The following is a 23350-nucleotide window of genomic DNA, read 5'->3' on the forward strand; positions in this document are numbered from 1 at the left end:
TCGTTGAATTACTCAAGGATCTGCAGATGAAAACCCAGGCCTACGCTGCGCTGTCGGCAACTACGCCAATGGTGCCGCACACCATCGAACGTCGTGAACTGCGTGACGACGATGTCGCTATCGAAATTCTCTACAGCGGCGTCTGCCATTCGGACCTGCATATGGTCCGCAACGACTGGGGCAGGGCGATCTACCCGGTCGTGCCTGGCCACGAGATCATCGGTCGTGTGGTGGCCACCGGCGCGTCCGCGCATCGCTTCAAGGCAGGTGATGCGGTGGCTGTCGGCACCTTCCTCGACAGCTGCGAGCACTGCGACCAGTGCCACAAGGGCGAAGAGCACATGTGCCGCGAGGTGCTGACCGAGACCTACAACGGCCTGGACCGCGTCACCGGCCAGCCGACCCTGGGGGGCTATGCGCGGCACATTGTGGTGAAGGAGGCTTTCGTGCTGCGCGTGCCCGAAGGATTGGACCTGTCTCGGGCCGCACCGCTGCTGTGTGCCGGCATCACCACGTATTCGCCGCTGCGCACCTGGAACGTTGGTCCCGGCAGCCGGGTGGCCGTGGTTGGCCTGGGCGGGCTGGGCCACATGGCGGTCAAGCTGGCGATCGGACTGGGCGCACACGTCACCGTCATCAGTCGCTCGCGCGCCAAGCAGGCCGACGCGCTTGCTCTGGGTGCAGAGGCACTCCTGCCGACCGACGATGCGCAGGCATTGGCGGCTGCGGCTTCCAGCTTCGACCTGATCGTCGATACCGTACCGACCAAGCACGACATCAACCCCTACATTCCGCTGCTGGATATCGACGGCACGCTGGTGGTCGTTGGGCAACTGGGCGATCTGCAGGAGCCGTTCACCGTGCCCATGATCATGGGCCGCCGCCGCGTAGCGGGCTCGATGATCGGCGGAGTCCGCGAGACCCAGGAAATGCTGGATTTCTGCGCGCGACAACAGATCCTGCCGGACTGCGAGCTGATCCGCATGGACCAGATCAACGAGGCCTTTGATCGGCTTGAGCGGGCCGACGTGCGGTATCGCTTCGTCATCGATATGTCCACGTTGGCCTGAAGGCCTGCGGTAGAGCGGACGAGGAGCACAGCATGCGCACGGCATTGATCATTGGTGGTTCGCTGGCAGGATTGTCAGCGGCCCTGGCACTGGCCAACGTCGGCGTGGCCTCCACCGTGCTCGAGCGAGCACCGGCGCGCGGGCGTGCTGGTGTGGCCATCCGCGCCGGCGGCACTGCCTTGCGGATGGCATTCACTGTACCGGCGAGCCAGCAGGTGGTGGATGCATTGGGCGGTGATGCCATCGAACAGGCCGTGCTGCCGCATGCGTGGTGGGACGTCTACACTGCGCTCCGCCAGGCGGCCAGCGTTGAGCCCGGCATCACGCTGGTGGACGGCGAGGCGGTGGCCACCGTTGGTGAGCGTGTTGACGCGGCATGGGCGCGTAGCGCAGAAGGGCGGGAGTGGACGGCCGACCTGCTGATCGGGGCCGATGGCCATCGGAGCGTGGTTCGACGGTGCGTCGCCCCGGAGCAGCCCGAGGCCTCCTACGCAGGCTATCTGGCGTGGCTGGCGCAACTGGACGTGCCACCCCGGAACGCGCGTGCGCTGAGCGGTGTCGAGTTCCATTCGGCCGGCCACGATGTGCTGGCCATCTACCCGTTGCTGGAGGCTGCACACGCCACCCCGCGACGCGTGGGTTGGGCGTGGTTCGAAGCGCGCAGCACCCGGCTGTTGCAGGCCCTCGGTGCGGTCTGCGAGGACCGGGTGCGGTTCACGCCGAGGGCGGACGCAGTGCCCGCAGACACCCGCATTGCGTTGGCCAATCGTGCGCGGATGCAGTGGCCTGCACCGTGGGGCAAGGCACTTTCGCGGGCGATCCGGCAGACGGGCGCGCTGCCGATGCCCATCTCCGAGTACGTCCCCACGCAGGTCGCGCGCGGGCGCCTGGCCCTGGTGGGGGACGCTGCGCATGCGCAATCGCCGATGACCGGCGCGGGATTCGCTGAGTCCATGCTCGATGCCCTGCACGTGTCACGGGCGTTACGCCTGGAACCCGACGTGGTGGACGCCCTGGCGCTCTACCAGCAACGGCGCCTGTCCCACATGCGCGAGCAGGTGCTGCAGGGCCAGGTCTTCGGGCGCTCCTTCCGCGACGCCACTTCGCCGGGTGCGGCGCGCCAGCGCTGGGCCTGACTTCATTCCGAACCGAGACAGAAACATGTTCAGTCACGTCACCCTTGGCAGCAACGATCTTGTGCGGTCCCGTCGCTTCTACGACGCCGTAATGGGAGTACTGGGCGCCCGCCCGGCACTCAGCCTCAACTTCAATTCCGAGCGCATCCTCTACCAGCACGCAGGTAGCCTGCTGGTGCTGGCCACGCCGCTGAACGGCGAAGCTGCCTCGGCGGCCAATGGCGGCACGATCGGCCTGCTCATGGCCAGCCCGGCACAGGTGGATGCCTTCCATGCTGCGGCGCTGGCCAACGGTGGAACCTCGTGCGAGGAACCGCCCGGTGTGCGCGAGACTCCGGCGGGCTCGCTGTATCTGGCCTATCTGCGTGACCCGGACGGCAACAAGTTGTGCGCGTTCCATACGCTGGCCGATTCCGCTCCCACGCTTGACACTGCGGGGGCGTCGTCGTGATGAGCCCTCAGCGCCCCTTGAACTCCGGCTTCGACCGGACGAGTTCCGCAGCCGATGTGGTGCGGGGTATCGATCTGCGCGGCAAGCTGGCCATCATCACTGGCGGCCACGGTGGCCTCGGCCTGGAAACCACCCGGGCCCTGGCCAGCGCCGGCGCAGACGTGCTGGTACTTGCGCGCAACCCGACGGCGGCCCGGGCCACGCTGGCCGATGTGCCCGGGGTGGAGGTGGACATGCTTGATCTGGCGGACCAGGCCAGCGTGCGTGCCTGTGCCGAGCGCTTCGTCGCCAGCGGACGCAGGGCGGATATCGTGATCTGCAATGCCGCGGTCATGGCCAACGATGAATCGCGCGTGGGCAACGGTTGGGAATCGCAGTTCGGCACCAACCACCTGGGTCATTTTGCATTGGTCAATCTGCTGTGGCCGGCCATTGCGCGAGGTGCCCGCATCGTTTCGCTGTCCTCGATGGGACATCACTATTCGCCCACGCGCTGGACGGACCTGCAGTTCGAAACGGGGTACGACAAGTGGCTGGCCTATGGGCAGTCCAAGACCGCCATCGCGCTGTTCGCGCTGCACCTGGATGTGCTCGGTCGCACCGCTGGCGTGCGTTCCTACTCGGTCCATCCGGGCAAGATCCACACGGCGCTGCAGCGCCACATGGCACTGGAAGAAATGCAGGCATTGGGCTGGCTTGATGCAGAGGGCCGGTTGATCGACCCCAGTTTCAAGACGTCCGCTCAAGGTGCGGCGACCACGGTGTGGGCGGCCACATCGTCGCTGCTGGATGGCATCGGTGGGGTGTACTGCGAGGACTGCGACGTCGCATGGGAGGAAGACCTTCCCGTCCCGAGCGAAGGGGGTGTTCGCCCGTATGCGGTGGACGCCGCGCAGGCAGAACGCCTGTGGCGGCTGTCGGCCGAGCTGACCGGTATCAATGCTTTTGCTGGCGTGACGTCAGGCGCGGAGTGATGTCGCAGGCACGCGCTCCCTTGGCCGAACGGCTGCGCCCAGTATCGCTTGCCGGCGTTGTCGGGCAGTCCCATCTGCTGGCGGATGGACAGCCGCTGCAGCGGGCACTGGAAGCAGGCCTGCCACGTTCGATCATCCTGTGGGGGCCGCCGGGGTGTGGCAAGACCAGTATCGCGCAACTGCTACTGGGGGCATCGGGGCATCGCCACACATCGCTGCCTGCAGCGGTGATGACGCCCTCCGAACTGGGCCGGGCGCTGGCCGTGGCCAGCCACCAGGCAGGCCGCGGCCACCTGCTGTTCGTCGACGAGGTTCATCGTCTGGACCGTGCCACGCAGGATGTGCTGGTACGTCATCTGCAGGGCAACGACGCTCGCTTGCTTGCTGCCACCACCGAGAATCCGTCGTTCCAGTTGCGACCGTCACTGCTTCAGCGCTGCGACGTTCATGTACTGCAGCCGCTGCAGCCGATCCACATCATCGGACAACTGCGGCGTGCGGTGGTGGATGGGATGCAGGGGCTGGCCCACTGCGATCTGAAGATCGACGACGACGTTCTGGGCGCCATCGCCGTTCGCGCTGATGGAGATCTGCGCAGGGCGCTGAATGCTCTGGAGATCCTGGCGGATCTGGCGCCCGCGGATGGCCGGATCCCACATTCGTTGCTGGATGACGCGCTGCCCCGCCAGGTGCGCCGCTTCGACAAGCAGGGTGAATTGTTCTACGACCAGATATCCGCGGCGTTCAAGTCGGTGCGCAGCACGAATCCCGACGCGGCCCTGTACTGGATCTGCCGGATGCTGGATGGAGGCTGTGATCCACGGTACCTGGCACGCAACCTGAGCAAGATGGCCATCGAGGACATCGGCCTGTCCGACCCGAGAGCGCAGACCAGGGCCTTGGAGGCCTGGAAGGTACTGGAGCGATTCGGCGACGAACTGGGCGCGGCCGCACTGGCCAACACGGCCCTGTACCTGGGGGCCACCCACAAATCCAACGCCACGGTGATGGCATGGCTGAACGCGCGCTCGCGCAGCGGGTCACCTGCGGACGCTGGCTGAGTGATCGCGGTCAGACACGCATGGCCTGAGCGTTGCTCGCGGCGCTTAATGACCTGAACACGACGCTTGCGGCCATGGCATGGAATCCAACGCCAGCCGCAGCTGTTTCAACCCGCGCACGATGTGCGCCTCAACAAGGTGAATGTGAGATGCAACTTGGTATCCAGAACAAGGTCGCCGTGGTTACCGGTGCGACCCAGGGCATCGGTTATGCCATCGCCAGCACGTTGCTGGCGGAGGGCGCTACGGTGGTGGTGAATGGCCGCAGGAGCGACCAGGTGGACCAGGCTGTTGCGCGGCTGAAGGCCGAGCACGGCGACGCAGCACCGGTGCAGGGCGTGGTTGCGGACCTGGCCAGCGCGGCAGGTTGCAACGTGCTGCTGGCACAGGTGCCGGCGTGCGACATCCTGGTCAACAATGCCGCTGTCTTCGAAACCGCAGACTTCTTCGAGATTGCCGATGACACGTGGGACACCTACTGGGCGGTGAACATCATGGCTGGCATGCGCCTTGCGCGTTCGTACCTGCCGGCCATGGCAGGCAAGGCCTGGGGCAGGGTTGTCTTCATCGGCTCGGAGTGCGGCATCAGCACGCCTCCCGACATGTTGCACTACGCAACCACCAAGACCGCACTGCTGGGTCTCTCGCGTGGCATGGCCAAGCGCATGGCCGGTACTGGCGTGACCGTCAACGCGGTGCTGCCAGGGCCGACCCTGAGCGAAGGTGTGGAGGCGATGTTGCAGGATGAGATCCGCCGGACCGGCAAGAGCATCGAGGAGCAGGGCGCGGCGCTGGTGAAGGCCATGCGGCCTTCGTCGATCACCGAGCGCTTCCAGACTGCGCAGGAAGTGGCCAACCTGGTGGCCTACACCTGCTCAAGCCTCGCATCCGGCACTACCGGCGCCGCGCTGCGTGCGGATGGTGGCGTGGCTGACACGCCATTCTGATGCGCCTGGCTGCCGCCATCAGTCCGCATCGATACTGGTGCGGACCTGGCGGCGATAGCGGCCAGGTGCGACGTCCATCACCCGGGTAAAGGCTGCGATGAAGGAGAACTCGGAGCTGTAGCCCACGTCTGCCGCGATGCGTGCCAGCGTCTGCTGGGTGCTGCGCAGGCGGGAGGCGGCCAACAGCATGCGCCAGTTGGTCAGGTACTCGATGGGCGAAACGCCCATCAGCTGCTTGAAGCGGCCGGCGTAGACCGTGCGTGACATGGCCGCGATGCTGGCAAGATCGTCCAGCCGCCAGGTACGGGCCGGCTCGCCGTGCATCGCGCGGATGCTGTCGGCGATACGCGGGTCGGTCATGGCCTGCATCCAGCCGGGCGGCAGGGCAGGATGCTCGGAGGACAGGAACAGGCGGAGCATCTCCACCAGCATCAGATGGGCAAGGTGCTCGACCACCAGCGCAGCCCCCGGGCGTGGCTGTACCAGTTCTTCGGCAAGGCGGGCCAGCGCACGGCGCAGCAGGATGGCCTCGCTGTCGCCATGTGACACCTGCACGATACCGGGCAAGGGGTCGAGGACGCGCACCGCATCGGTATCGGCGAAGCGGAAGCTGCCGCTGACGATCAGGTGGTCGCCGCCACCGTGCAGCGTCCTGCGGCCAGTGGCTTCGAGGTCGAGCACCGAGGCGGCATCAACAGGGGCGAGTTGAGGGTCGCTGCACAGGACATACGAGCCGGCTTTGCTGAGCAGGAAGCAGTCACCTTCCTGCAGGCGCTGCGGCTGTTGGCCGCCATCTGCGGAGATCCAGCATTCCCCGCGCTCGACGGCACAGAACTTGATGCCCTGCCGGTTGGGAAAACGCAGTGACCATGGGCCCGCCACATCCAGCGCTGCGGTACGCGTATGGGTGGGGCGGAGCAGGGTTAGTACTTCAGACAGAGGATCCATGCACCAGAACGGCAACAGAAGGGCCGCACATAGCGTACCGCGCCAACCCCGTCTCCGGCGCGAAGCGGGCGGACGAATGCACATCAACCACGAACGGTGGCGAATGGTACAGCCCGTGTTCCGTTCCTAGAATTTCCGGCTGGACGTGCCGGTCGCCGGCCTGCGTCCCGGTCCATCTTTCCACCTCGGCGCCATGGCGCTTGCCGCCTTGCGCCTTCCGGGCCCTTCCTCGTGAACCCACTTCCAGAATCGCGGTGGCCGGCATGAATGCGGCGGCCACCCTGTTGTTCGCATTGAAGCTCTATGTGGCCTGCATGTTGGCGTTCGTCGCCTCCGTGCACCTCGGGCTGGAGCAGAATTACTGGGCCAGCGTGACCTGCGTCGCGTTGGCCAATCCAATCTCGGCCAATGTCCGCTCCAAAGCGCTGTACCGTCTACTGGGCACCCTCGGTGCCGGCGTGACTGCGCTGGCCATCGGCGGCCTGTTCGGCATTCTTTCCTTCCCAGTGGTGCTGGCCAGTGGTGTGGTTGCCACGCTGGGCTTCACCGTGGCGGCGGCCAACCGCACCCCACGGGCATATGCGCTGCAGTTGTTTGCCGTCACGTTGTGCCTGATCGCCGTGGGCAACGTGGAACACCCGGGGCGCCTGTTCGACATCGCGCTGCTGCGCGTCACCGAGATCTGCATCGGCATCGCCGCGATCACCCTGGTGGACGGCCTGGCGCCAACCGCGTTGGGCCCTTCGGTGAGAACCCGACTGCGCCGCTGGTTACCAGAGGTCAGGCAGTGGCTGGACGACGCGGTCGCTGGCAACGTGGCTACGGACGTGGCTGCGCAGCATCGGCTCAAGGCCGTGGCCGACCTTTCGGCGCTCTCGTTGGTGGCCGAGCAGCTGCGTTTCGACAGCACGGTAAGCAATCGCCAGCACCGGCTGCTGTTTGCGCTGCAGCGGCGGCTGGCGCGTCTTGTGCCCTTGATCGGAGCGTTGGAAGCGACGACCGCGGGCAGCTCGCGCCTGCATGACCCGGCCTGGCGCGCGCGCATCGTGGCAACCCGCCAGCGCGACCTGGCGCGTGCACGGCAGGCATGGACCGATATCCAGGTGCTGGATGATGCCCTGGAGAAAGGTGACCCGCTGCCGCCGCATCTGGAGCGCAGCCTGGCCACGAGCCAGCCACTGCCGCTCGCGCCGGATCATCATCACGCACTCCGCATCGGCGGTGGCTGCGCCCTCGCGTATGCGCTGATCTGCCTGCTGTGGTGGGCCACCGGTTGGGCACAGGGGCCGAACATGCTGATCATGGGTACCGTGACGCTGGCCTTCTTCGGCATCTTCGATGGTGCCAACCTGGCCGCGATGAAGTTCGGTCGCTTCGCCGCGTTGTCGGTCGCGTTGTCGGTGGTACTGGGATACCTGCTTTTACCCATGGCCCAGAGCTTCTCTGGGTTCGCACTTGCCTGTGCACTGGTGATCCTGCCATTGGCGGTGTGGAGCATCGAGGAGCCGCTGGCGATCCTGCTGCTGGCGCTGACACTCAGTAATGCAGGTCTGGCCAGTCACTACCAGCCCCAGGACTTCGGTACCTTCCTGGACATGGCCGCGGGAACCCTGATCGGCATCTTCATCGGCTTCTTCTGCCTGCTGCTGGTCAAGCGCATGGGCGCCGAAGCGGCCTCGAAGCGATTGCAGGAGGACGGGCGGCAGGACCTGGCGACGCTGGGCCGGACCGCGGATCGCGACGTGGAGGACGCCTTCCTTGAGCGCGATCTCGATCGCATCGGGCAGCTTGGCGCCCGTGCCACAGGCGCGAATGCGGTGGCGGCAGCGCACCTGTTTCGGCAGCTTCGCCTGGGCCACAGCCTGGTGCACCTGCAACGTGCCACCCACCATGTGGCAGGGATCGAACGCGACTTGCTTGATGCGCTGATGCGTCGACTCCACCGTGAACTGGCGGGCGCAGCGTCGCCCGGAATGCTGGGCGATCACCTCGACCGGGTGCTGCGACGCGACATCCTGCTGGGCAGCCCTGAAGGCGACGCACTGACCGATGCACTGGTTCACCTGCGCCTGGCCCTGGAGCCGGTGCCGGCGCAGAACGGAGAGGCAGCATGATCGGAGAGCTCGACCTGGCTGGACTGTTTGTCTCGCCGTTGCTGCCGTGCCTGCTGATCGGATTCGTGCTGCGCATTGCGTTGTCGCGCGTGCTGGATCGGATTGGCGCCTATCGGCTGCTCGGCAATCGCCCTCTGTTCGACCTGTCGCTGCTGGTGATGCTCGTCGGCGCGCTCTTGGTTCTCTTTCCGCTTGTCTGGCGCACATCGTCATGAAGAATCTGCAACCCCTGCTGCTTGCCGTTGCCCGGCAGGCCCTTACCCTCATGTTCAGTGCCATTGCTGCGTTCGTGGCCTGGCACATCTACAGCTACTACATCAGTGCGCCACAGACCCGTGACGGCAAGATTCGCGCTGACGTGGTGGCATTGGCCACCGAGGTCTCCGGCCGCGTCTCTGAAGTACATGTGAGAGACAACCAGCAGGTGCAGCGTGGCCAGGTCCTGTTCGTGCTGGACCGTGACCGCCTGGCCAATGCCCTGGAACGGGCGGACGCCGCGGTGGCACTGGCTGCGGAGCGATCCCGCGCTGCGCGCCGTGAGGCGTCGCGCTACGGCGGATTGGTCGGCGTAGCATCCGACCAGGACATCGCTGCCCGCCGCACGCAGGCTGAAGAGGCGGCGGCCAGTCATCGCCAGGCCATCGCTGAGCGGGACCTGGCGCGTTTGAATCTTGAAAGCGCTACCGTGCGTTCGCCGGTGAACGGCACCATCAGCAATTTCTCGTTGCGCCCCGGCACCTACGCCAGCGCAGGCCAGCCGTTGGTGAGCATCGTCGACAGCGAGAGCTATCACGTCGCAGGCTACTTCGAGGAAACCAAATTGCCACGCATCCATCCAGGTGCACCGGTCCAGGTTCATGTGATGGGTGAGGCCGCCACGCTGCGTGGCCACGTGGTCGGCCTGGCACCGGGCATCGATGACCGTGAGCGTGTGACTGCAAATGGCACCCTGCTGGCGAACGTCAATCCGACGTTCACCTGGATCCGGCTGGCCCAACGCATTCCAGTGCGGGTCGAACTGGATGAAATCCCTGAAGGGATGGCGATGATCGCGGGGCGCACCGCCACGGTGACCCTGATCGAAGATGATTCGCAGGGGAGGGCCCCATGATGCGCGCCGTTCCCTGTGGGCATGTCGCCCGGTGGGTACTGCCGGTGTGCATCGTGCTGGCCATCAGCGCGTGCCGTACCGCAGGACCGGACTACCGGCCTCCGAGACCGCCGGCTGCAGGCCTTGGGTTTGCATCGATCGAACCCGTACAGGGAGCGTCGGCGGCCGTCAGCAATGCTCCGTTACCAGAACGATGGTGGCGGCTGTACGACGACCCCGCGCTCGATGCCCTTGTGCAACACGCCCTTGCCGCCAACACCGATCTGCGGATCGCACAGGCGCGGCTGGAGCAGGCCCGGGCCCAGGCGCGGGAGGTCCGCGCCGCAGCGGGTATGGGTACTGCTGTCAGTGCCGGGGCAGGTGCCGGCCAGGCTTCCAGCCTCGGAATTGGACCCAGCGCAGGCGTGCATGCCAGTTTCGATGCTGGCATCAGCATCGACTACGATCTTGATCTGGCCGGGCGGGTAAAGCGGCTCCTCGAGGCGCAGGACGCGCAGACCGAGGCCGTCGCTGCGGCGCGGGACCTGGCCACCATCGGTATTGTCAGCGACGTGGTGCGTGCGTACACCGACAGTTGCGCCGCCGGCGCGAGCCAGCAGGTGGTGGCACGTTCCATTCAGCTGCAGGCCTCGGAGCTGGCATTGATCGAGCGTGCATGGAAGGCCGGGCAGCAGCCAGCCATCAATGTGACCCGTGCCAGGGGCTTGCTTGGGCAGCTGCAGGCGCAGATGCCGCCACTACAGGCCGGCCAGCAATCCGCACTGTCACGACTGGCGCTGTTGCTGGGACAGGCACCCTCGCAACTGGATGCGCAGTACCAGCACTGCACCTCGATTCCGACCATGGCCGGTGTGGTGCCAGCGGGCGAGGGCGCCGACCTGATCCGACGACGCCCGGACGTACGTGCGGCCGAGCGTCGACTGGCAGCGGCCACGGCACGGATTGGTGTGGAGACGGCGGGCCTGTATCCCAGTGTGCATCTTGGCTTGAGTGCGGGTGCCACATCGCGTCGACTGGACCATCTGTTCGACGATTCCGCACTGCGCTATTCGGTAGGCCCGCTGGTGTCATGGAGCTTTCCGAACCGCTCCGTGGCACGGGCGAGGATAGACGCTGCCGACGCGGCGTCACGGGCTGAACTGGCCGCCTTCGACGGTACGGTTCTCAAGGCGTTGTCGGAAACAGAGACTGCCGCGGCAGCCTATGCCAAGGCATTGGAAGAGAACGCCGTACTGGTGGATGTGCGCGAGGCGGCCCGACTGGCGCATGCGCAACAGCAGCAGATGCTGAAGGCAGGAACAGTATCGGCATTGGAAGCGCTGGATGTGGCGCGTAGCCTTGCGGCCGCCGAGCAGGCCGTCGCCACCTCCGATGCGACGGTCGCTCGAAGCCGCATCGCCCTGTTCCTGGCGCTGGGAGGAGGGTGGGAGTCGTAAGGAAGGGCCGCAATGCAATCGGGGCCATGGCTGGCCCCGATGCACCGTCTTCTCCTCAGGCAAGACGAACGCGCGGTTGAACGCAGCCATTCAAGCGTTCGGCCATCCACAGCAGGGTCGCCTTGCGGAAGCCGTGCAGCGCATGCTGGTGGCGGCGATAGAGCAGCGCATGGCTGAGATGTGCGAATCGCCCCTTGATCGACGCGCCACGGAAGAATCCGAAGTCTCCCAGCGTGCCAAAGGCGTTGTAGTCGCTGATCGAAACGAGTGCACCGAAGTCACGGAACGCGAACTCGGGCAGCGGCCGGCCCTCCAGCCAGGCCGGAAGGTGGCGGGCCAGATGCTGCGCTTGCTGAGTGGCCACCTGCGCCGTGGGTGGCAGGGCGCGCGTGGCACCAGCCAAGGTCAGGCTTGCGGCATCCCCGAGCACGAAGACCGTGTCGTCCATTGTGGATTGCAGGTTGGGGCGCACCCGTACCTGATTTGCGTGATTGAGCTCCAGTCCATCCAGTCCCTCTGCAAACGTGATGCCTTTCACCCCAGCCGCCCAGACCATGAGGTCGGCTGGAACCAGGTTGCCATCGGCCTGACGGAAGCCTTCGGCCTCGGCGGCGATCACGGATGCCCCGGTCAGGACCTGGAAACCGATGTGGCGCAACTGGTGTGTGGCCGACGATGAGATCGCTGGGGTAAATGCCTGCAGGATGCGCGGGCCTCCCTCAAGCAGGGTCAGATCCAGGCGATCACGCAGGGTAGGGTCTGCATAGCTGGACGCGAGTTCCAGCAACCGACTCAGTTCCGCAGCCAGCTCCACACCGGTGGCACCGCCCCCGACGATGGCCACACGCAGGCGCTCGTCCTGGGCCATGGCACGCATCACCCGGGTTCGAAGTGCATCGTTGAAGACTTCGGCCTGGGCCAGGCTGTCGATGAAGTGGCAGTGCTCGCGGACGCCGGGTGTGCCGAAATCATTTGCATGGCTGCCCATGGCGAGGATGAGCACGTCGTAGGGGATTCGATGCGCAGGTACCCGCAACTCTCCGTCGGGTGAGCGCAGGTCGCCGATAAGGACTTCCCGCGATTCCCGGTCCAGGCCGCGCATTTCCCCCGGCTGGTAAGTGAAGCCGTGCTCGCTGGCATGCGCAAGCAATACCACCTGTTGCTGCTGCAGGCTGCGCGTGCCCGCTGCCAGCGTGTGCAGCATGGGCTTCCAGATATGGGTGGGGCTCTTGTCCACCACAGTGATGGCAGCACGACCGCTGCGACCCAGCTGTTGGCCGAGCTGGGTCGCAAGCAGCAAGCCGCCGATGCCACCGCCGACGATGACGATTCTCTTCTGATCTGACATGGGGTGTGCCTGATGGCGCGAGGGTGAGGCCGTCCCGCGCCGGATGGGCTCAGACAATGACGTAGCCGCCATCGACAATGATCTCGGCACCGGTGACATAGGACGCTTCGTCACTGGCCAGGAACAGCACCACATTGGCAACTTCCTCTGCACGTCCGAAGCGACCGAGCGGGATGCGTGAGCGCATGCCATGGTTGGCGCCATCGTTGGCGATCAGGTCCTTGTTCTGTGGCGTATCGATGATGCCCGGGTGCACGGAGTTGACGCGGATGTTGAAGCTGGCGAACTCGGCAGCAGCCCCCTTGGCAAGCAGGCGATTGGCGCCCTTGGACGGGCAATAGCCAGGATGGATGCCGGTGATGGCCACGAGCCCACAGATGGACGACATGTTCACGATAGAGCCCTTGCCCGCGCGCTTCATGTGCGGACTGACCGCCTTCATGCCGAGGAAATGGCTGTTGAGGTTGAGCTGGATGATGGCGTTGAAGCCTTCCAGTGTGGCGTTGTCCCAGGTATCAAAAGGGCCGGGAAGCCCCGCATTGTTGACCAGGACGTCAATGCGGCCGTGCGTTGCGATGACCTGGTCGACCACGTCGTTCCAATGGTCTTCGCGGGTGACATCCAGGGGCAGGGCCGTGGCCGACAGGCCTTCAGCACTGAGCTCCGCCGCAATGGCCTGTGCCGCGTCGGCGCGGATGTCAGTGATGAAGACGTGGGCGCCCTCGCGCGCGAACAGGCGGGCATCGGCCGCCCCCATGCCGGCACCCGCGCCGGTGATGATTGCTACTTTGTCCTTCAAACGTGCCATGTGAACGCCTCTGTGCTGTGGATCATGGGTTGAGAGGCCCATGCGCTACGGCTCACTGGCCGGCGCCGGGTTCTGCATCCATTGGGCGCTCTGGCAGCTCTCAATCCCATGTGCAGGCGTCCGCATTACCTGCGGGATTGTTCGTGCCTGGATTCTGCTAGTGTCCGCCTTGTCCATCACGCCACTCCGCGAGGAACCGCATGGAAATCCGGCCCGCCAGCGCGGACGACATCGAGACCATGTGGGCGATCTTCCAGGCCGCCATTGCGACGGAAGATGCGCTTCCGTTCGCCGGCACCTTCGAGGCCGGGACCTTTCGGAGCCATTGGTTTGGAGTGCAGCCGGCCTTTGTGGCCGTTCTGGAAGGGCGCGTGGCCGGAATGTACAAGATGGGCGCCAACTATCCAGACCTGGGAGCGCACGTGGCCAGCGCTACCTATGTGGTCGATCCTCGGGTACAAGGTCGCGGCATTGGCCGGACGCTGGTGGAGCACAGTCTTGATCGAGCCAGATCGGAAGGCTTCCTGGCCATGCAGTTCAATTACGTGGTCAGTACCAATGCGCCAGCGGTTGAGCTGTACCGGAAGCTGGGCTTTGCCGTGGTCGGGACGCTACCGGCGGCGTTCCGGCATCGGTCGCTGGGGTTGGTTGATGTATATGTGATGCACCGCTTTCTATAGGGCGACGTGGAGGAGGGGGCTCACAGTAAGCGGCCGCCGCTGGTGCCGCGCACGAAGGCGGCAGCCAATCGCAGTGCGTCGTCGCTGCCACGATCGCCACGCAGGGCATTCGCCAGTCGGCCGGGCGTGACTCCTGTCCAGCGGACAAGGTCGCGCGTGGCATGGGCCTGGTCGCTGTAGCCATGGCGTGCGGCTGCAGCGGCAATGCTCGTGGCTTCCTCATCAAGTGTGTGCAGAATTGCCTGCAGACGGCACACACGGGCGTACTCCTTCGGAGTCATGCCCACCGCAGCCAGAAAGCGGGATTGCAGGCCGCGCAGGGACATGGCAAGCCGCCGCGCCAGTTCGGCGATGCGCAGGTCACCCTCCATCGCATCCAGATCTGCTACGGCCTGTTCAACACGCTCGTCCAGGATGAAGCTGGCGCAACGATCCCGCAGGGCCTGCCAGAGAGGCTCGGGCGTGTTGATGACCGCACTGGCGCGTGCGGCGGCACTGAAGGTCTCGGCAAAGGAGGCATCCAGCGTGTACAGGTCCGGGGCCTGGTCACGAAGGCCGGGTAAGCGGGCACCGGCGATCAAGGCGCTCGCGGCCGGCTGCAGGCGCACACCGATGCAGAACACCGCACCAGCGGCCTGCAAACGGATTGGCCCTGACTGCTGTGCCGCGAAACAGAACGGTAGATCGGAACGGATACGGCCATCTGTGCCATGCAGCTGCAGCGGCACGCCCAGTTCGGCCAGCAGCTCGCAACGGCCATCGGGATAGATAGCCTGCACGTCATTCCCGGGTGCGTCGTCCTGCAGCCACCAGATGCACTGGACGTGACGGCGGAGGTCGTCGGGGGCAGGGTGCTCGCAGTAGTCCATGCGGCATCGGACGCCATCCTGCGCGTTTTTACAAGCGCCCTCGGTGTCCGTGCCGCTAGCCTGCAGCCAACCCATCCAGGAGGTCAGGACATGGTGAAGTCGAAGGTGGCGGTGTTGGGCGCAGGCCTTGCGTTTGGAAGTGGCGCGGCTATGGCCGCACCGGCCGAGTTTGACTGGATGGCCGGGCATTGGTGTGGCGGTACCGAGGAGCGCAGGCTTGATGAGGTCTGGCTGCCCGAGGCCGGCGGCGCTTTGCTTGGGATGTCGCGCACGCTGAGCCACGGCGACATGGAGTCATTCGAGTACATGCGCCTGGTGCCTGCAGGCAAAGCGGCTGGCCTGCATGTGCAGCCCAATGGCGTGGCATCAACCACGTTTGTCATTGCTGACCATGGTGCGAACTGGGTCGTGTTCGAGAACCCGCAGAATGACTTCCCGAAGCGAATCGAGTACCGGCGTGATGGCACTGCGCTGAAGGCGAGCATCACCGGTCCGGGAGATGATGGCAAGATCCTGCTGTTGCACGCTTGGAGTTTATCAATCCTATCTTGTTGATTCGTAAGGGCGGGGTCCTCGAGATGCACTAAGATGGCGCATGGATCACTGCTAGCAAGTTGGACATTGAGCAATGCTCTGCAATGAATTTGGTGCATTGCCAATGCAGTGCGCCAAATTTGAAGCAATGCCAATGTAACGCGACGCTATTCCTGGGCCGGAGCGGGCTCCTGCCCTCTGACGTAGTACACGGATGTCCAGCCAGTTCTGAGCTCTGCCTGCGGTTCAGGTTGGACATTGGTGCGAGCGCGTCGCTATGGTGTGGATGCGTGGCTTCGCACATTCTCAATTGAGATCGAGAGCCTTAAAGAGAGATGCTCGATCCACGTCGTTAGCTACTCGAGAGCGTCGCTACCTCGAATCGCCTCTCGGGGGAACGCCCCTCTGGCCTCGATCGCTTCCCTTGTGACTTCAACATCTGAAGCGAAGACAACCACCGCTAGGTCTTTCGTTGCGCGCTAGCAGCAGAAGTGGAGCAGTCTGCGGGTTCGATCAAGGACTGGTTCGCTCCCAGCAGCGATGTTCTCATCGTCAGTTCGCGACAACTGCGTGTATCCGAGATACTTCTCGTAAGAGTGCTGCAGACAGTTGGCTTCCTCGTCGTCAATCACAACCAGCACGCGCTCGAACTGAGCGCCTTTATCGCCATGATGAGTAAGAAAGGGAGACTCTTCCGCCAGGTATCGTCGGTAGTTCCACAGATTCTGTACTCGGCAGAATATGAGCGCCCGGACGTTCCGGTATCCGCCGCTTTCATCGCCCCCGCCTCATCGCCGAGATGGACATCGAGGCGATCCTCAAGTTAAATCAACTCACTGTCTCGTATGTGCCTTAGCGCCGGGAGAATCGTTGCCTGCGAACCTTCGGCAAGCAATTTCACGAGCGTTTGAACTGCAAGTTGCAATTCTCCAAGGACTTCGAAAGCGTTCTGCCCGCTCAAAGCGCGACCGTGGTCGCGCCGACATCGCCCCTTGCTGAGGTCGCAGAAGCCGCACTTAGCTCGCGCGCTCCGACAAGCTCGCCAGATAGACTCTGCGCTCCTGACCGAAGGCCCGGAGCTCGTTCTCCTTCACCTCGCGTGCGACACCGTCCAGGTCCGGGAAGACGAAGGACGGGGTGATCCCGAGGATGTGTAGTTCTTGGCGAATTCTGATCGCCGCATCATTAGGGATTAGGATCTTGGTGATTAGAGGCCGCGTGACTGTGTAGTAATCGAGTGGCTCCAAATTTGAACCGTGTAGTGAAAATAGGCCGGCCTGCGCGCGAATTCGTGGCGAGATTTGCGGCGCTAGAATGCAGAGTGGGGCGTACGTGCTCATCTCGCTTGCGCTACTCATAGGCCTCGTGTACGGATGCCAAGTTTCGTAATCCTGCGCCACATCCACAGGCGTGGTCACGTCCACATGCAGTTCTGCATTGATCCTTTCCGGGTTCATCAGAAACACGGCCGCAGAGTTTCTGTCAAATTCTTGGACGGAGTCATCTGGATCGCTCGAGACGGATTGACTTGGCGCTGCGCTCCGAACTCCATCGACTGCAAAATAGAGCGCAACCAGAGCGTTCGTGGTCCAGTCGAGTAGGCGGGTAGGGACCCCATGGTGCTGCATAAGGAACAGCCATTCGAAGTCATTGCGCGGTACGCTTGTTATAAATGGGAGCGCTCTCCGCTTAAAATCTTCAAGCATCCGCTCAGGATTTGGCCCGGTGTCTATGACGCCACTGGCTTGGAAGGTCTCGTTGCCTACCAGTGCCTGTCCTCGCGGTCCAATCAGGGGAATAGTTTCCCGCAAGACAGACGGCAATAGCCTGTGGGCTGCCTGAGACTGTCCTCGCATCCAGACGGGACCATCTTCGTTCTGAACTATAGCCCGCACCTGCTCGACGTAGGCAGATACGCTCTCAACCTTGATCAGAGTCGGGCCTTTTGCGACGCCTGAATTCCCTTCTTTCATACTATCTCCATTGTAAAAATAATTTGCCCCCATTGGCTTGAGGGCCTTTAGCCCACGGCCGCCGTACTCAACAGCCCTTGGACATTCAGCTTGATTCTATGCCCCTCCCGCAGCCCCATCAATCAGAACTTCCAAGTGCGAGCTCACTACTTCGGCGACGAATTTCGTCCTTTAGGTCAGCCCCGCTTCGCGGTGCGGGTGGGACGCGGAATAGGGGGGGGGGAGGGCTGAGATCGAGCATGCATCGCGCTGGCTCGCTGACACCGAGTGTTGCACAAGTCGGGCGCGTGACGCCCCAAGTTGAAGCATCTGTAAATTGTGCCAAGAAAGTGACCTCACTGAGTCCGCCTCGACCTAGTCACGAGACGGGTGAAATCCAGAGGCGTCTTCCGAAAGCAGGCTTCCTGCGCGACTGCGCGACTGCAGGCCTGACGCCCTGGGCCATCGCGCAAGCGCGCGGCGGGTCGTCCTCGGTAATCCTGAGCAAATTGGCGGCGATGGTTCGATGAGTCCACGCAAGAGTATTCTCAGCGGCCAGTCGCCGCCTCAGTTTCAAGTCTTGCTCGACCGAATACCGGCGCTCAGCATGGATTTCTGGTCAACGAGATTCCATCTTCCGGCCCTAGGCGAGGGGGAGGGGTGGATAGATGGGGCCGATTCGATCGGGGAGGTCATCGACGTCAAGCCGGCGCGTGCCCAGAAGGTCGCTACTGGGTGCTGTAAGGTCGAGAGCCCGGCAGAGTGGCCCCCAACCCATCGGGGAGACTTGGGCAGGCCGAGGGCTGGCACCCAAAGCCTTCACGACGCGGGCCAAGTCGGTCGACGGCAAGGCTAGGGCGCTGGCCCATCCAGGGGGGGGGGGCAAGTTCCCATCTGTCCATTTCCAGGCGCAAACAGGCGGCTTCACCATCTCGGCAGCGGAGCCGCGCGTCAGAAATCTAGGGAAGGGTGATCGATGCCTTTGCTCAGGGTTGTGCTATCCGAACGCCACGCGCAATTCAGGTGGATGGCTCGTGTGCAAAATTGCAATAGGAGCGGGCGATCTATAGCGCTCCGGAAGCGCGCTCAAGTTGCCCTCATGCTCCGAGAGGAGAATGCCCTCCGCGTAGCCCTGGGCGAGCACCGCCAATCTCACTCGTAGATCGAATTCCGCGTTGCCCACCAGTCGTGGGCTGGAATGGCTGAACTTGTCCAAGAGCTCATCTACGAAGCTCAAGTGGTTGGGGTGAATACCTCGATAGCGCCCACCTGACCTCGTCGCGGCGTAGCTGCTCCATCCATCCGGAGCCGGCTGATCCTGAGCTCCGGCGATTCGCTCACCTTGATGGCTAAAGGACTGATCTGATCGACCTCGTCGGGAACCTTTGGCCGCATTCTGGTCAATGTGACGGAGGATTGGGTCTGAGTCGTCCTCAAGGTCCGTATGGCTTGCGCGTCGTGCTGTGTCTGCGCCTGCTGGTGGTGATTGTTGGTCTAGGTGTGTCGTGAGTCTGTACCTTTTAGCGTTGCAGACCCTCCTGGCCTGGCGTAGCGCCAGGCCAGGAGGGAGGTCCACAAGGCTGGAAATCCTGCTGGGATCAATGTGCGTTCCTGGAGTTACGATCAGCCGACTTGTACGCCTTTGCTCCGCGCACCAGTTGAGGTAGGCCTGTAAGTACGCCGCAGCAGTGGGGTGGGGCTGCCTCTGCAAGGCGGAAGCTGACTCATTCATAAGGTCAAAGCCGCACGCACAGGTGAGCAACTTCGTGGGCGTGCCGGCGACTGTCACCGGAAATCCATTGCATCGTGGGCAATTCTGGCGCAGGCGAACGCCATGCCAAGGACACGTGGAAATCCAGGGCAGCTGATGCAGTGTGGTGTGATACCCGAGTCTGATGCATGGAAGGCAGTACCTCAACCTGAGATGGGAGGGCAGTCTCGGGTCGTCAGTCATGAACGGATACCACGCCGCTAAGTCCCACTCGGGCGGAGTCTCGATCCCAAGGGTTGTAGAGAGCGCCTCTTGTTGTACTTGCGAGGTCGTCAGGCTCAAGAGCAGGTTGATGTGTCTGTTTGGCTTGATTCCGAGGAGCTGTGAGTACTCCGTGACCCGCCTGGCCTGGTTCAGTCGCGATAGCCTCGCGACGCAGCCAAATGCCGATTGGTATGGAACAAGTCGGAGATTGCCTCCGACCAGCTGAGCGCCGCTCCTCATTTGCCTACGGCCCTATTTCTTGAGCTTTCGAAGCCGGCGTATGCGCTGCGCAGGAGAGCTTCATCAATGTGCTGGGTAGTAAGCCCTTCGAAATCGTTGCGCCCAGCAGCGATCTTGGTGAGTAGGTGGTAGACAAACTGGTTGAAGGAGGCCATGAGCCAATCCTTGGGAACGGGATAGTTGCCTTGATTGGCAAGGTTCTCAATTCGTTCGCGTATCGCTTCGGTCTCCTTCTCAAGGCGCCAGCCAACGCTGTAAGCATAGGGTGCGAATGCTTCGGTGTAGGTCTTTCCTCCCTCGTCCGGCCACCTCATAACTTGGTCAAGCTGGCGAAATGCCAAGGCGACGTCACATGCGTCCTGCACGTCAGCGTCCTCCGTCGGGATGTCCCAGAGAAGCCCGGTAAAAGGATGGCTGTCGACAAAGAATCGGCCATACAGATGTGGCGGCGCCAGTTGACTAAGATCGTCTGCGCCTCCAATCACGCTGTTGCTCTGGTGGATGAAGAGAAAAAACGGTTGCACTGATGATCCGAGGAAGTGGTTCTGAAGCTTTGCAAGGTGGGCATAGTCCTTGAGCGTGAGCTGCTCAGCCGTATCGATCGCAATCACGACCACGTCGGCCGATGCTCTAGCGGCTTCCTGCTCAATTGCCCGGATGATCCTGAGGAGGAGATCCTGTGGGCTGGCTACGGTTGTTGCCCTCATACCCAGTCCAAGGATGACCTCGCGGAAGAAGTTGCCTTCGCTAGGGGTAGTCGGTTTTCCGACGACCATCCGGAGGAATCCAATAGGAAATGGTCGCCAAGAAGTGGTGGTTTCAAGTATTCGCGTGGCAGTTGACTTCCCGCACCGGCCATCGCCAATGATCCTCAGGCTCGGCCGCCCGTACTCCAGGCACGTGGCGAAGCCAGATGCCATTCGCAGTAAGGGGAGAGTCTGGATATTGGGGCGATGTCGCGCGTGCATTGGGTGGTTCTCAAGGCTCGCCGGGGCCTTCATCAGCGGAGCCTCGTGTTGAACGTGGCCCTGCGGATTCCCATCAGTGGAGAGCCTTGCCCCTGACTGTTGGTCGTGGAAGGTGGCTTGGGCACATCGCCAGCTGCCATGAGCGAGGCGCTGTCCCTGACGCCAGCGGCCGCCGATCGGACGGCTGCGTGATAGGCCTCAATGTTGTCGGCTACACAGTAGTTACCGGGCTCCCGTGACGCGTCGCTCTTCGCCCAGCGTGCCGCGCGCTTCCTGATCGACAGCGTGTGGGCCACGCTCGCATATGGGGCGAGAGCGTGAAGTGTGAGTACACGCTTACCGCCTCTCCAGAGGGTCAGCTTGCGAATGTCTCGCCAGTCTTCGTAGGTAGCGTCAAATGACTGCCCAATCAGGTGCCACTGTCCAGACAGTGTTGGTGACCTGTACCTTGCGTGGTCGAGATAGACGAGGGGAGGTACACCACTCCTTCTGGAGCCTCTGATGGTCACCTTCATCCGCCTAACGGTCATGTTTCTCACGTCATCTTCGGTGCCAGGTGCATGCCACACCCACTCCCCGGATGCCAGATGCTCATCAATGATTCGCTTGGGCGACCTGGGTTCGCGAGTGGACCGGCTCGTCACATTGTGCGAGGTAACATAGGTGTCAATGAGGTCTTTCAAGACCTCCACGAGGATGGGGTGGTCTTTCCCGTCAAGCTTTGTAGTGACTTGACGCTCATTCACTTGCGTTGCGGGAGCAAAGCCGCCGGCGATGTGGCGCAGCAGGCCATTCTCAATCTTCTTGAATAGAGCCTCGATGTAGGGGCGACCTTCGCCCATCCCGGATCGTCCAAAGTGCAGGATTCCCTTGTGATGATCAATGAGATTTCGGACTGTCATCTTGGCGTGATGGGATGAGTCGTTGTCCATTGCGATCATTGCGCTTCTCATCACTACCTCATCCACTAGGTAGATCGACGGCATCCATGCACTAGTCGAGTAGCTCAAGTTCGACGTGCTCAGATCCCTTGGTTGCCAGGGGCTCATGATCTTCGCGAACAGGCTGACTACATCGTGTTGCTCGTACTTCCGGCCAAGCACCATTTCCCATCCAAGGATGGCGCCACTCCCGACATCAACAACTGCCAGTAGCCAGATCCGACTAATCTTCTCTAGCCGGAATGAGCCGTCCGCCATCGGCATGGCCAGCCATGCGTCGATGTCGACGGAATGCTCGTCGTACTCAACTCGATCAAATGGCCGAATGCTGAGTAGGTTCTCGATTCGGGTGGAAGTAGGCTCATCCGCAGCCAAGAGCATCTCATTTTCGCTCTTTGTGCCTCGTATGCGCTTTATGAGGGAGGTCAGTGCTCGTCTTCCCTTGTCACGGATGTTGAGCGGATACATGGCCTGAAAGCCCTTCCCAGTCAGCACCTTCACGAACTGGGAATGCAGCCTGTCGAACGCGGGGCTCCTTTTGGACTGTGTTGGCAAGGCACCCTTGAATCTTGCGACTGCATCGCCGAGTTCGGGGATCGCTTGCAGGACAGCATCTATGGCGAACGGATGTGAACTATCGGGGACGACCGAGTTGTTGCGATCTGACACGCTGAATCGCGCATAGGGAATGCAGGCTCGGTATCCGACTCGATGACCGCTCTCGTCGAAGAGCAGTGCGGTCCGGATCATTCGAGAGAGGGTATTTCGCGGCACGCCCCATCGAAGGGCTGCGTCGACCAAGGTTGCCCCATCAAGGACGCTGGTGAGTGCGGACAGGCGGGCTTGAAATTCCGACTGTTGATCAGCTGGAAGTACGATCCCATTTGGCCTTGGAGTTGCCCGGATCGACTCGAGGTCGACGGCATTGAACTTGGAACTCATGGGTCGGCCCTCCAGATCCTTGATCGCCCCGTCATTCGAGGAAATGCATCGGTCGCCAGAAATCCGACGTGAAGCAACTCAGCCACGACCCCCTGAATGTGAGTTCGAGGGTGGTGCCTGAGCTCATGGATGAGTTCATCTGCACTGATGCTGCCGCTTCGCTCGATGGTCGCGGCGATTTCCTGTCGCAACGCCAGGCTGCTCCCCAGATCCTTGGCTGACTGGCAGAACCCGAGCAGTTGGTAGCAGAGCTCATTCCTGCCGCCGGGCGCCTTGAGTTCGTCCTCCGTGATTAGCCACAAAGAGATGCCTGCATCCTTGGCTGCTGAACGAAGCCGGTCCAGCTCGCGAGGACGACGCTTGCCATCCACGCCGGGTACTGTCTGCGAATTCGGAATGACGTTTGCATAGATCTCCTGGCCTCCGCGCCTCTGAAACCAGAAATGGAGTTCCATGCTGTCAAGTCCTACCGGGATGGACCGAGGCCTCTCGGTCACGGCCGCCACTGATGGATCAAACTCCAATTGCAGTCGAAGCGCGAGTTGCAGGGGGCCGTGTACGGTAACCGTCCGGTTCTCTTTCGGGCTAAAGAAGGTGAAGATGTCCCCCCTCTTGATCTGGCCAGCGGTGAGTTCACGGGGGGCCAGCGGTCGATCCGTCCCATTGTGGAGCGGGTCGGAGGCGCGTGCAGACGCTACGCCTTGGAACGGGCTCACGGGATTGGTCGCGTGGTTGCTCATGCTGCCTCCTTGTGGATAACTGCAGTTCGCATGGTCGAGGAGTGGCGCTGCGCAATCGCGATTGAGGGATGACTCAATGCATGGGCAGCTGAGTGTTGGATCTTC

General features: G+C 62.9%; 20 protein-coding genes. 12 read left to right on the forward strand and 8 right to left on the reverse strand.

The features are described from left to right. Window positions 1–26: 26 nt before the first annotated feature. From ACZLIB_RS10925 to ACZLIB_RS10950, 6 genes are all read left to right on the forward strand, one after another. Window positions 27–1070: an NAD(P)-dependent alcohol dehydrogenase gene (locus ACZLIB_RS10925; protein WP_478469860.1), complete on the forward strand. Its 1044-nt coding sequence runs from the start codon at window positions 27–29 to the stop codon at window positions 1068–1070. A gap of 32 nt (window positions 1071–1102) precedes the next feature. Next, the gene (locus tag ACZLIB_RS10930) at window positions 1103–2206 is read left to right on the forward strand and encodes an FAD-dependent monooxygenase (protein ID WP_478469862.1); all 1104 of its coding nucleotides are present in this window, start codon (window positions 1103–1105) and stop codon (window positions 2204–2206) included. A 25-nt stretch (window positions 2207–2231) separates the two neighbouring features. Beyond that, window positions 2232–2657, forward strand: a complete 426-nt coding sequence (locus tag ACZLIB_RS10935) for a VOC family protein (protein WP_049399299.1) — start codon at window positions 2232–2234, stop codon at window positions 2655–2657. After that, window positions 2657–3631, forward strand: coding sequence for an SDR family NAD(P)-dependent oxidoreductase (locus ACZLIB_RS10940; protein ID WP_478469864.1), 975 nt, complete (start codon window positions 2657–2659; stop codon window positions 3629–3631). The genes ACZLIB_RS10935 and ACZLIB_RS10940 overlap by 1 nt, the downstream gene beginning before the upstream one ends. Then, window positions 3565–4692 (forward strand): AAA family ATPase, encoded by a 1128-nt coding sequence (locus ACZLIB_RS10945; RefSeq protein WP_478469865.1) that lies wholly within the window; start codon window positions 3565–3567, stop codon window positions 4690–4692. Before ACZLIB_RS10940 ends, ACZLIB_RS10945 begins: the two co-directional genes overlap by 67 nt. A 149-nt stretch (window positions 4693–4841) precedes the next feature. Beyond that, window positions 4842–5639, forward strand: coding sequence for an SDR family NAD(P)-dependent oxidoreductase (locus ACZLIB_RS10950; protein ID WP_049399295.1), 798 nt, complete (start codon window positions 4842–4844; stop codon window positions 5637–5639). Between the two features lie 18 nt (window positions 5640–5657). Here ACZLIB_RS10950 and ACZLIB_RS10955 read toward each other — a convergent pair whose 3' ends face one another. Further along, window positions 5658–6587 carry an AraC family transcriptional regulator gene (locus ACZLIB_RS10955; protein WP_478469866.1) on the reverse strand — a complete coding sequence of 310 codons (930 nt, stop codon included), beginning with the start codon at window positions 6585–6587 and terminating at the stop codon, window positions 5658–5660. A 263-nt stretch (window positions 6588–6850) separates the two neighbouring features. Here ACZLIB_RS10955 and ACZLIB_RS10960 point away from each other — a divergent pair, with 263 nt between their 5' ends. Genes ACZLIB_RS10960 through ACZLIB_RS10975 form a run of 4 tightly spaced genes read left to right on the forward strand, consistent with a single transcriptional unit; the run spans window position 6851 to window position 11248 of the window. Beyond that, on the forward strand, window positions 6851–8701 hold the full coding sequence (locus tag ACZLIB_RS10960; RefSeq protein ID WP_478469867.1) for an FUSC family protein: 1851 nt from the start codon (window positions 6851–6853) through the stop codon (window positions 8699–8701). After that, complete coding sequence (locus ACZLIB_RS10965) at window positions 8698–8916, forward strand: DUF1656 domain-containing protein (RefSeq protein WP_049399289.1); 219 nt, start codon at window positions 8698–8700, stop codon at window positions 8914–8916. Before ACZLIB_RS10960 ends, ACZLIB_RS10965 begins: the two co-directional genes overlap by 4 nt. Next, window positions 8913–9812, forward strand: a complete 900-nt coding sequence (locus tag ACZLIB_RS10970) for an efflux RND transporter periplasmic adaptor subunit (protein ID WP_049399287.1) — start codon at window positions 8913–8915, stop codon at window positions 9810–9812. The genes ACZLIB_RS10965 and ACZLIB_RS10970 overlap by 4 nt, the downstream gene beginning before the upstream one ends. After that, complete coding sequence (locus ACZLIB_RS10975; protein WP_478469923.1) at window positions 9812–11248, forward strand: efflux transporter outer membrane subunit; 1437 nt, start codon at window positions 9812–9814, stop codon at window positions 11246–11248. The genes ACZLIB_RS10970 and ACZLIB_RS10975 overlap by 1 nt, the downstream gene beginning before the upstream one ends. Window positions 11249–11303: 55 nt before the next feature. On the opposite strand, the gene ACZLIB_RS10980 is transcribed toward ACZLIB_RS10975, so the two are convergent. Continuing rightward, window positions 11304–12596 carry an FAD-dependent oxidoreductase gene (locus ACZLIB_RS10980; protein WP_164079862.1) on the reverse strand — a complete coding sequence of 431 codons (1293 nt, stop codon included), beginning with the start codon at window positions 12594–12596 and terminating at the stop codon, window positions 11304–11306. 49 nt (window positions 12597–12645) lie between these two features. Beyond that, window positions 12646–13404: an SDR family NAD(P)-dependent oxidoreductase gene (locus ACZLIB_RS10985; protein WP_478469868.1), complete on the reverse strand. Its 759-nt coding sequence runs from the start codon at window positions 13402–13404 to the stop codon at window positions 12646–12648. Window positions 13405–13604: 200 nt separating this feature from the next. On the opposite strand from ACZLIB_RS10985, the gene ACZLIB_RS10990 reads away from it, so the two are divergent. Next, the gene (locus tag ACZLIB_RS10990; RefSeq protein ID WP_049399282.1) at window positions 13605–14084 is read left to right on the forward strand and encodes a GNAT family N-acetyltransferase; all 480 of its coding nucleotides are present in this window, start codon (window positions 13605–13607) and stop codon (window positions 14082–14084) included. Window positions 14085–14104: 20 nt separating this feature from the next. On the opposite strand, the gene ACZLIB_RS10995 is transcribed toward ACZLIB_RS10990, so the two are convergent. After that, the gene (locus ACZLIB_RS10995) at window positions 14105–15028 is read right to left on the reverse strand and encodes a helix-turn-helix domain-containing protein (protein WP_478469870.1); all 924 of its coding nucleotides are present in this window, start codon (window positions 15026–15028) and stop codon (window positions 14105–14107) included. Between the two features lie 15 nt (window positions 15029–15043). Between ACZLIB_RS10995 and ACZLIB_RS11000 the strand changes: the two genes are divergently transcribed. Continuing rightward, window positions 15044–15508 (forward strand): DUF6265 family protein, encoded by a 465-nt coding sequence (locus ACZLIB_RS11000; protein ID WP_478469872.1) that lies wholly within the window; start codon window positions 15044–15046, stop codon window positions 15506–15508. 995 nt (window positions 15509–16503) lie between these two features. Here the strand turns inward: ACZLIB_RS11000 and ACZLIB_RS11005 are convergent. The 4 genes from ACZLIB_RS11005 to ACZLIB_RS11020 form a co-directional block, all read right to left on the reverse strand. Continuing rightward, window positions 16504–17460, reverse strand: a complete 957-nt coding sequence (locus tag ACZLIB_RS11005) for an FRG domain-containing protein (protein WP_164171444.1) — start codon at window positions 17458–17460, stop codon at window positions 16504–16506. 2190 nt (window positions 17461–19650) lie between these two features. Beyond that, window positions 19651–20655 (reverse strand): ATP-binding protein, encoded by a 1005-nt coding sequence (locus tag ACZLIB_RS11010; protein WP_332840906.1) that lies wholly within the window; start codon window positions 20653–20655, stop codon window positions 19651–19653. Beyond that, window positions 20655–22505 carry a hypothetical protein gene (locus ACZLIB_RS11015; protein ID WP_164171443.1) on the reverse strand — a complete coding sequence of 617 codons (1851 nt, stop codon included), beginning with the start codon at window positions 22503–22505 and terminating at the stop codon, window positions 20655–20657. The genes ACZLIB_RS11010 and ACZLIB_RS11015 overlap by 1 nt, the downstream gene beginning before the upstream one ends. Next, complete coding sequence (locus ACZLIB_RS11020; RefSeq protein WP_164171442.1) at window positions 22502–23245, reverse strand: hypothetical protein; 744 nt, start codon at window positions 23243–23245, stop codon at window positions 22502–22504. The genes ACZLIB_RS11015 and ACZLIB_RS11020 overlap by 4 nt, the downstream gene beginning before the upstream one ends. Window positions 23246–23350 lie beyond the last annotated feature (105 nt).

The organism is Stenotrophomonas sp. 220_Sma (assembly GCF_056487375.1).

Coding starts and splice junctions, on each gene's coding strand:
- ACZLIB_RS10970 (WP_049399287.1), top strand. CDS start 8,913: ATGAAGAATCTGCAACCCCTGCTGCTTGCCGTTGCCCGGCAGGCCCTT.
- ACZLIB_RS11015 (WP_164171443.1), bottom strand. CDS start 22,505: ATGAGTTCCAAGTTCAATGCCGTCGACCTCGAGTCGATCCGGGCAACT.
- ACZLIB_RS10990 (WP_049399282.1), top strand. CDS start 13,605: ATGGAAATCCGGCCCGCCAGCGCGGACGACATCGAGACCATGTGGGCG.
- ACZLIB_RS10975 (WP_478469923.1), top strand. CDS start 9,812: ATGCGCGCCGTTCCCTGTGGGCATGTCGCCCGGTGGGTACTGCCGGTG.
- ACZLIB_RS10930 (WP_478469862.1), top strand. CDS start 1,103: ATGCGCACGGCATTGATCATTGGTGGTTCGCTGGCAGGATTGTCAGCG.
- ACZLIB_RS10980 (WP_164079862.1), bottom strand. CDS start 12,596: ATGTCAGATCAGAAGAGAATCGTCATCGTCGGCGGTGGCATCGGCGGC.
- ACZLIB_RS11005 (WP_164171444.1), bottom strand. CDS start 17,460: ATGAAAGAAGGGAATTCAGGCGTCGCAAAAGGCCCGACTCTGATCAAG.
- ACZLIB_RS10940 (WP_478469864.1), top strand. CDS start 2,657: ATGAGCCCTCAGCGCCCCTTGAACTCCGGCTTCGACCGGACGAGTTCC.
- ACZLIB_RS11000 (WP_478469872.1), top strand. CDS start 15,044: ATGGTGAAGTCGAAGGTGGCGGTGTTGGGCGCAGGCCTTGCGTTTGGA.
- ACZLIB_RS10950 (WP_049399295.1), top strand. CDS start 4,842: ATGCAACTTGGTATCCAGAACAAGGTCGCCGTGGTTACCGGTGCGACC.
- ACZLIB_RS10955 (WP_478469866.1), bottom strand. CDS start 6,587: ATGGATCCTCTGTCTGAAGTACTAACCCTGCTCCGCCCCACCCATACG.
- ACZLIB_RS10995 (WP_478469870.1), bottom strand. CDS start 15,028: ATGGGTTGGCTGCAGGCTAGCGGCACGGACACCGAGGGCGCTTGTAAA.
- ACZLIB_RS10965 (WP_049399289.1), top strand. CDS start 8,698: ATGATCGGAGAGCTCGACCTGGCTGGACTGTTTGTCTCGCCGTTGCTG.
- ACZLIB_RS10985 (WP_478469868.1), bottom strand. CDS start 13,404: ATGGCACGTTTGAAGGACAAAGTAGCAATCATCACCGGCGCGGGTGCC.
- ACZLIB_RS10925 (WP_478469860.1), top strand. CDS start 27: ATGAAAACCCAGGCCTACGCTGCGCTGTCGGCAACTACGCCAATGGTG.
- ACZLIB_RS11020 (WP_164171442.1), bottom strand. CDS start 23,245: ATGAGCAACCACGCGACCAATCCCGTGAGCCCGTTCCAAGGCGTAGCG.
- ACZLIB_RS11010 (WP_332840906.1), bottom strand. CDS start 20,655: ATGAAGGCCCCGGCGAGCCTTGAGAACCACCCAATGCACGCGCGACAT.
- ACZLIB_RS10960 (WP_478469867.1), top strand. CDS start 6,851: ATGAATGCGGCGGCCACCCTGTTGTTCGCATTGAAGCTCTATGTGGCC.
- ACZLIB_RS10935 (WP_049399299.1), top strand. CDS start 2,232: ATGTTCAGTCACGTCACCCTTGGCAGCAACGATCTTGTGCGGTCCCGT.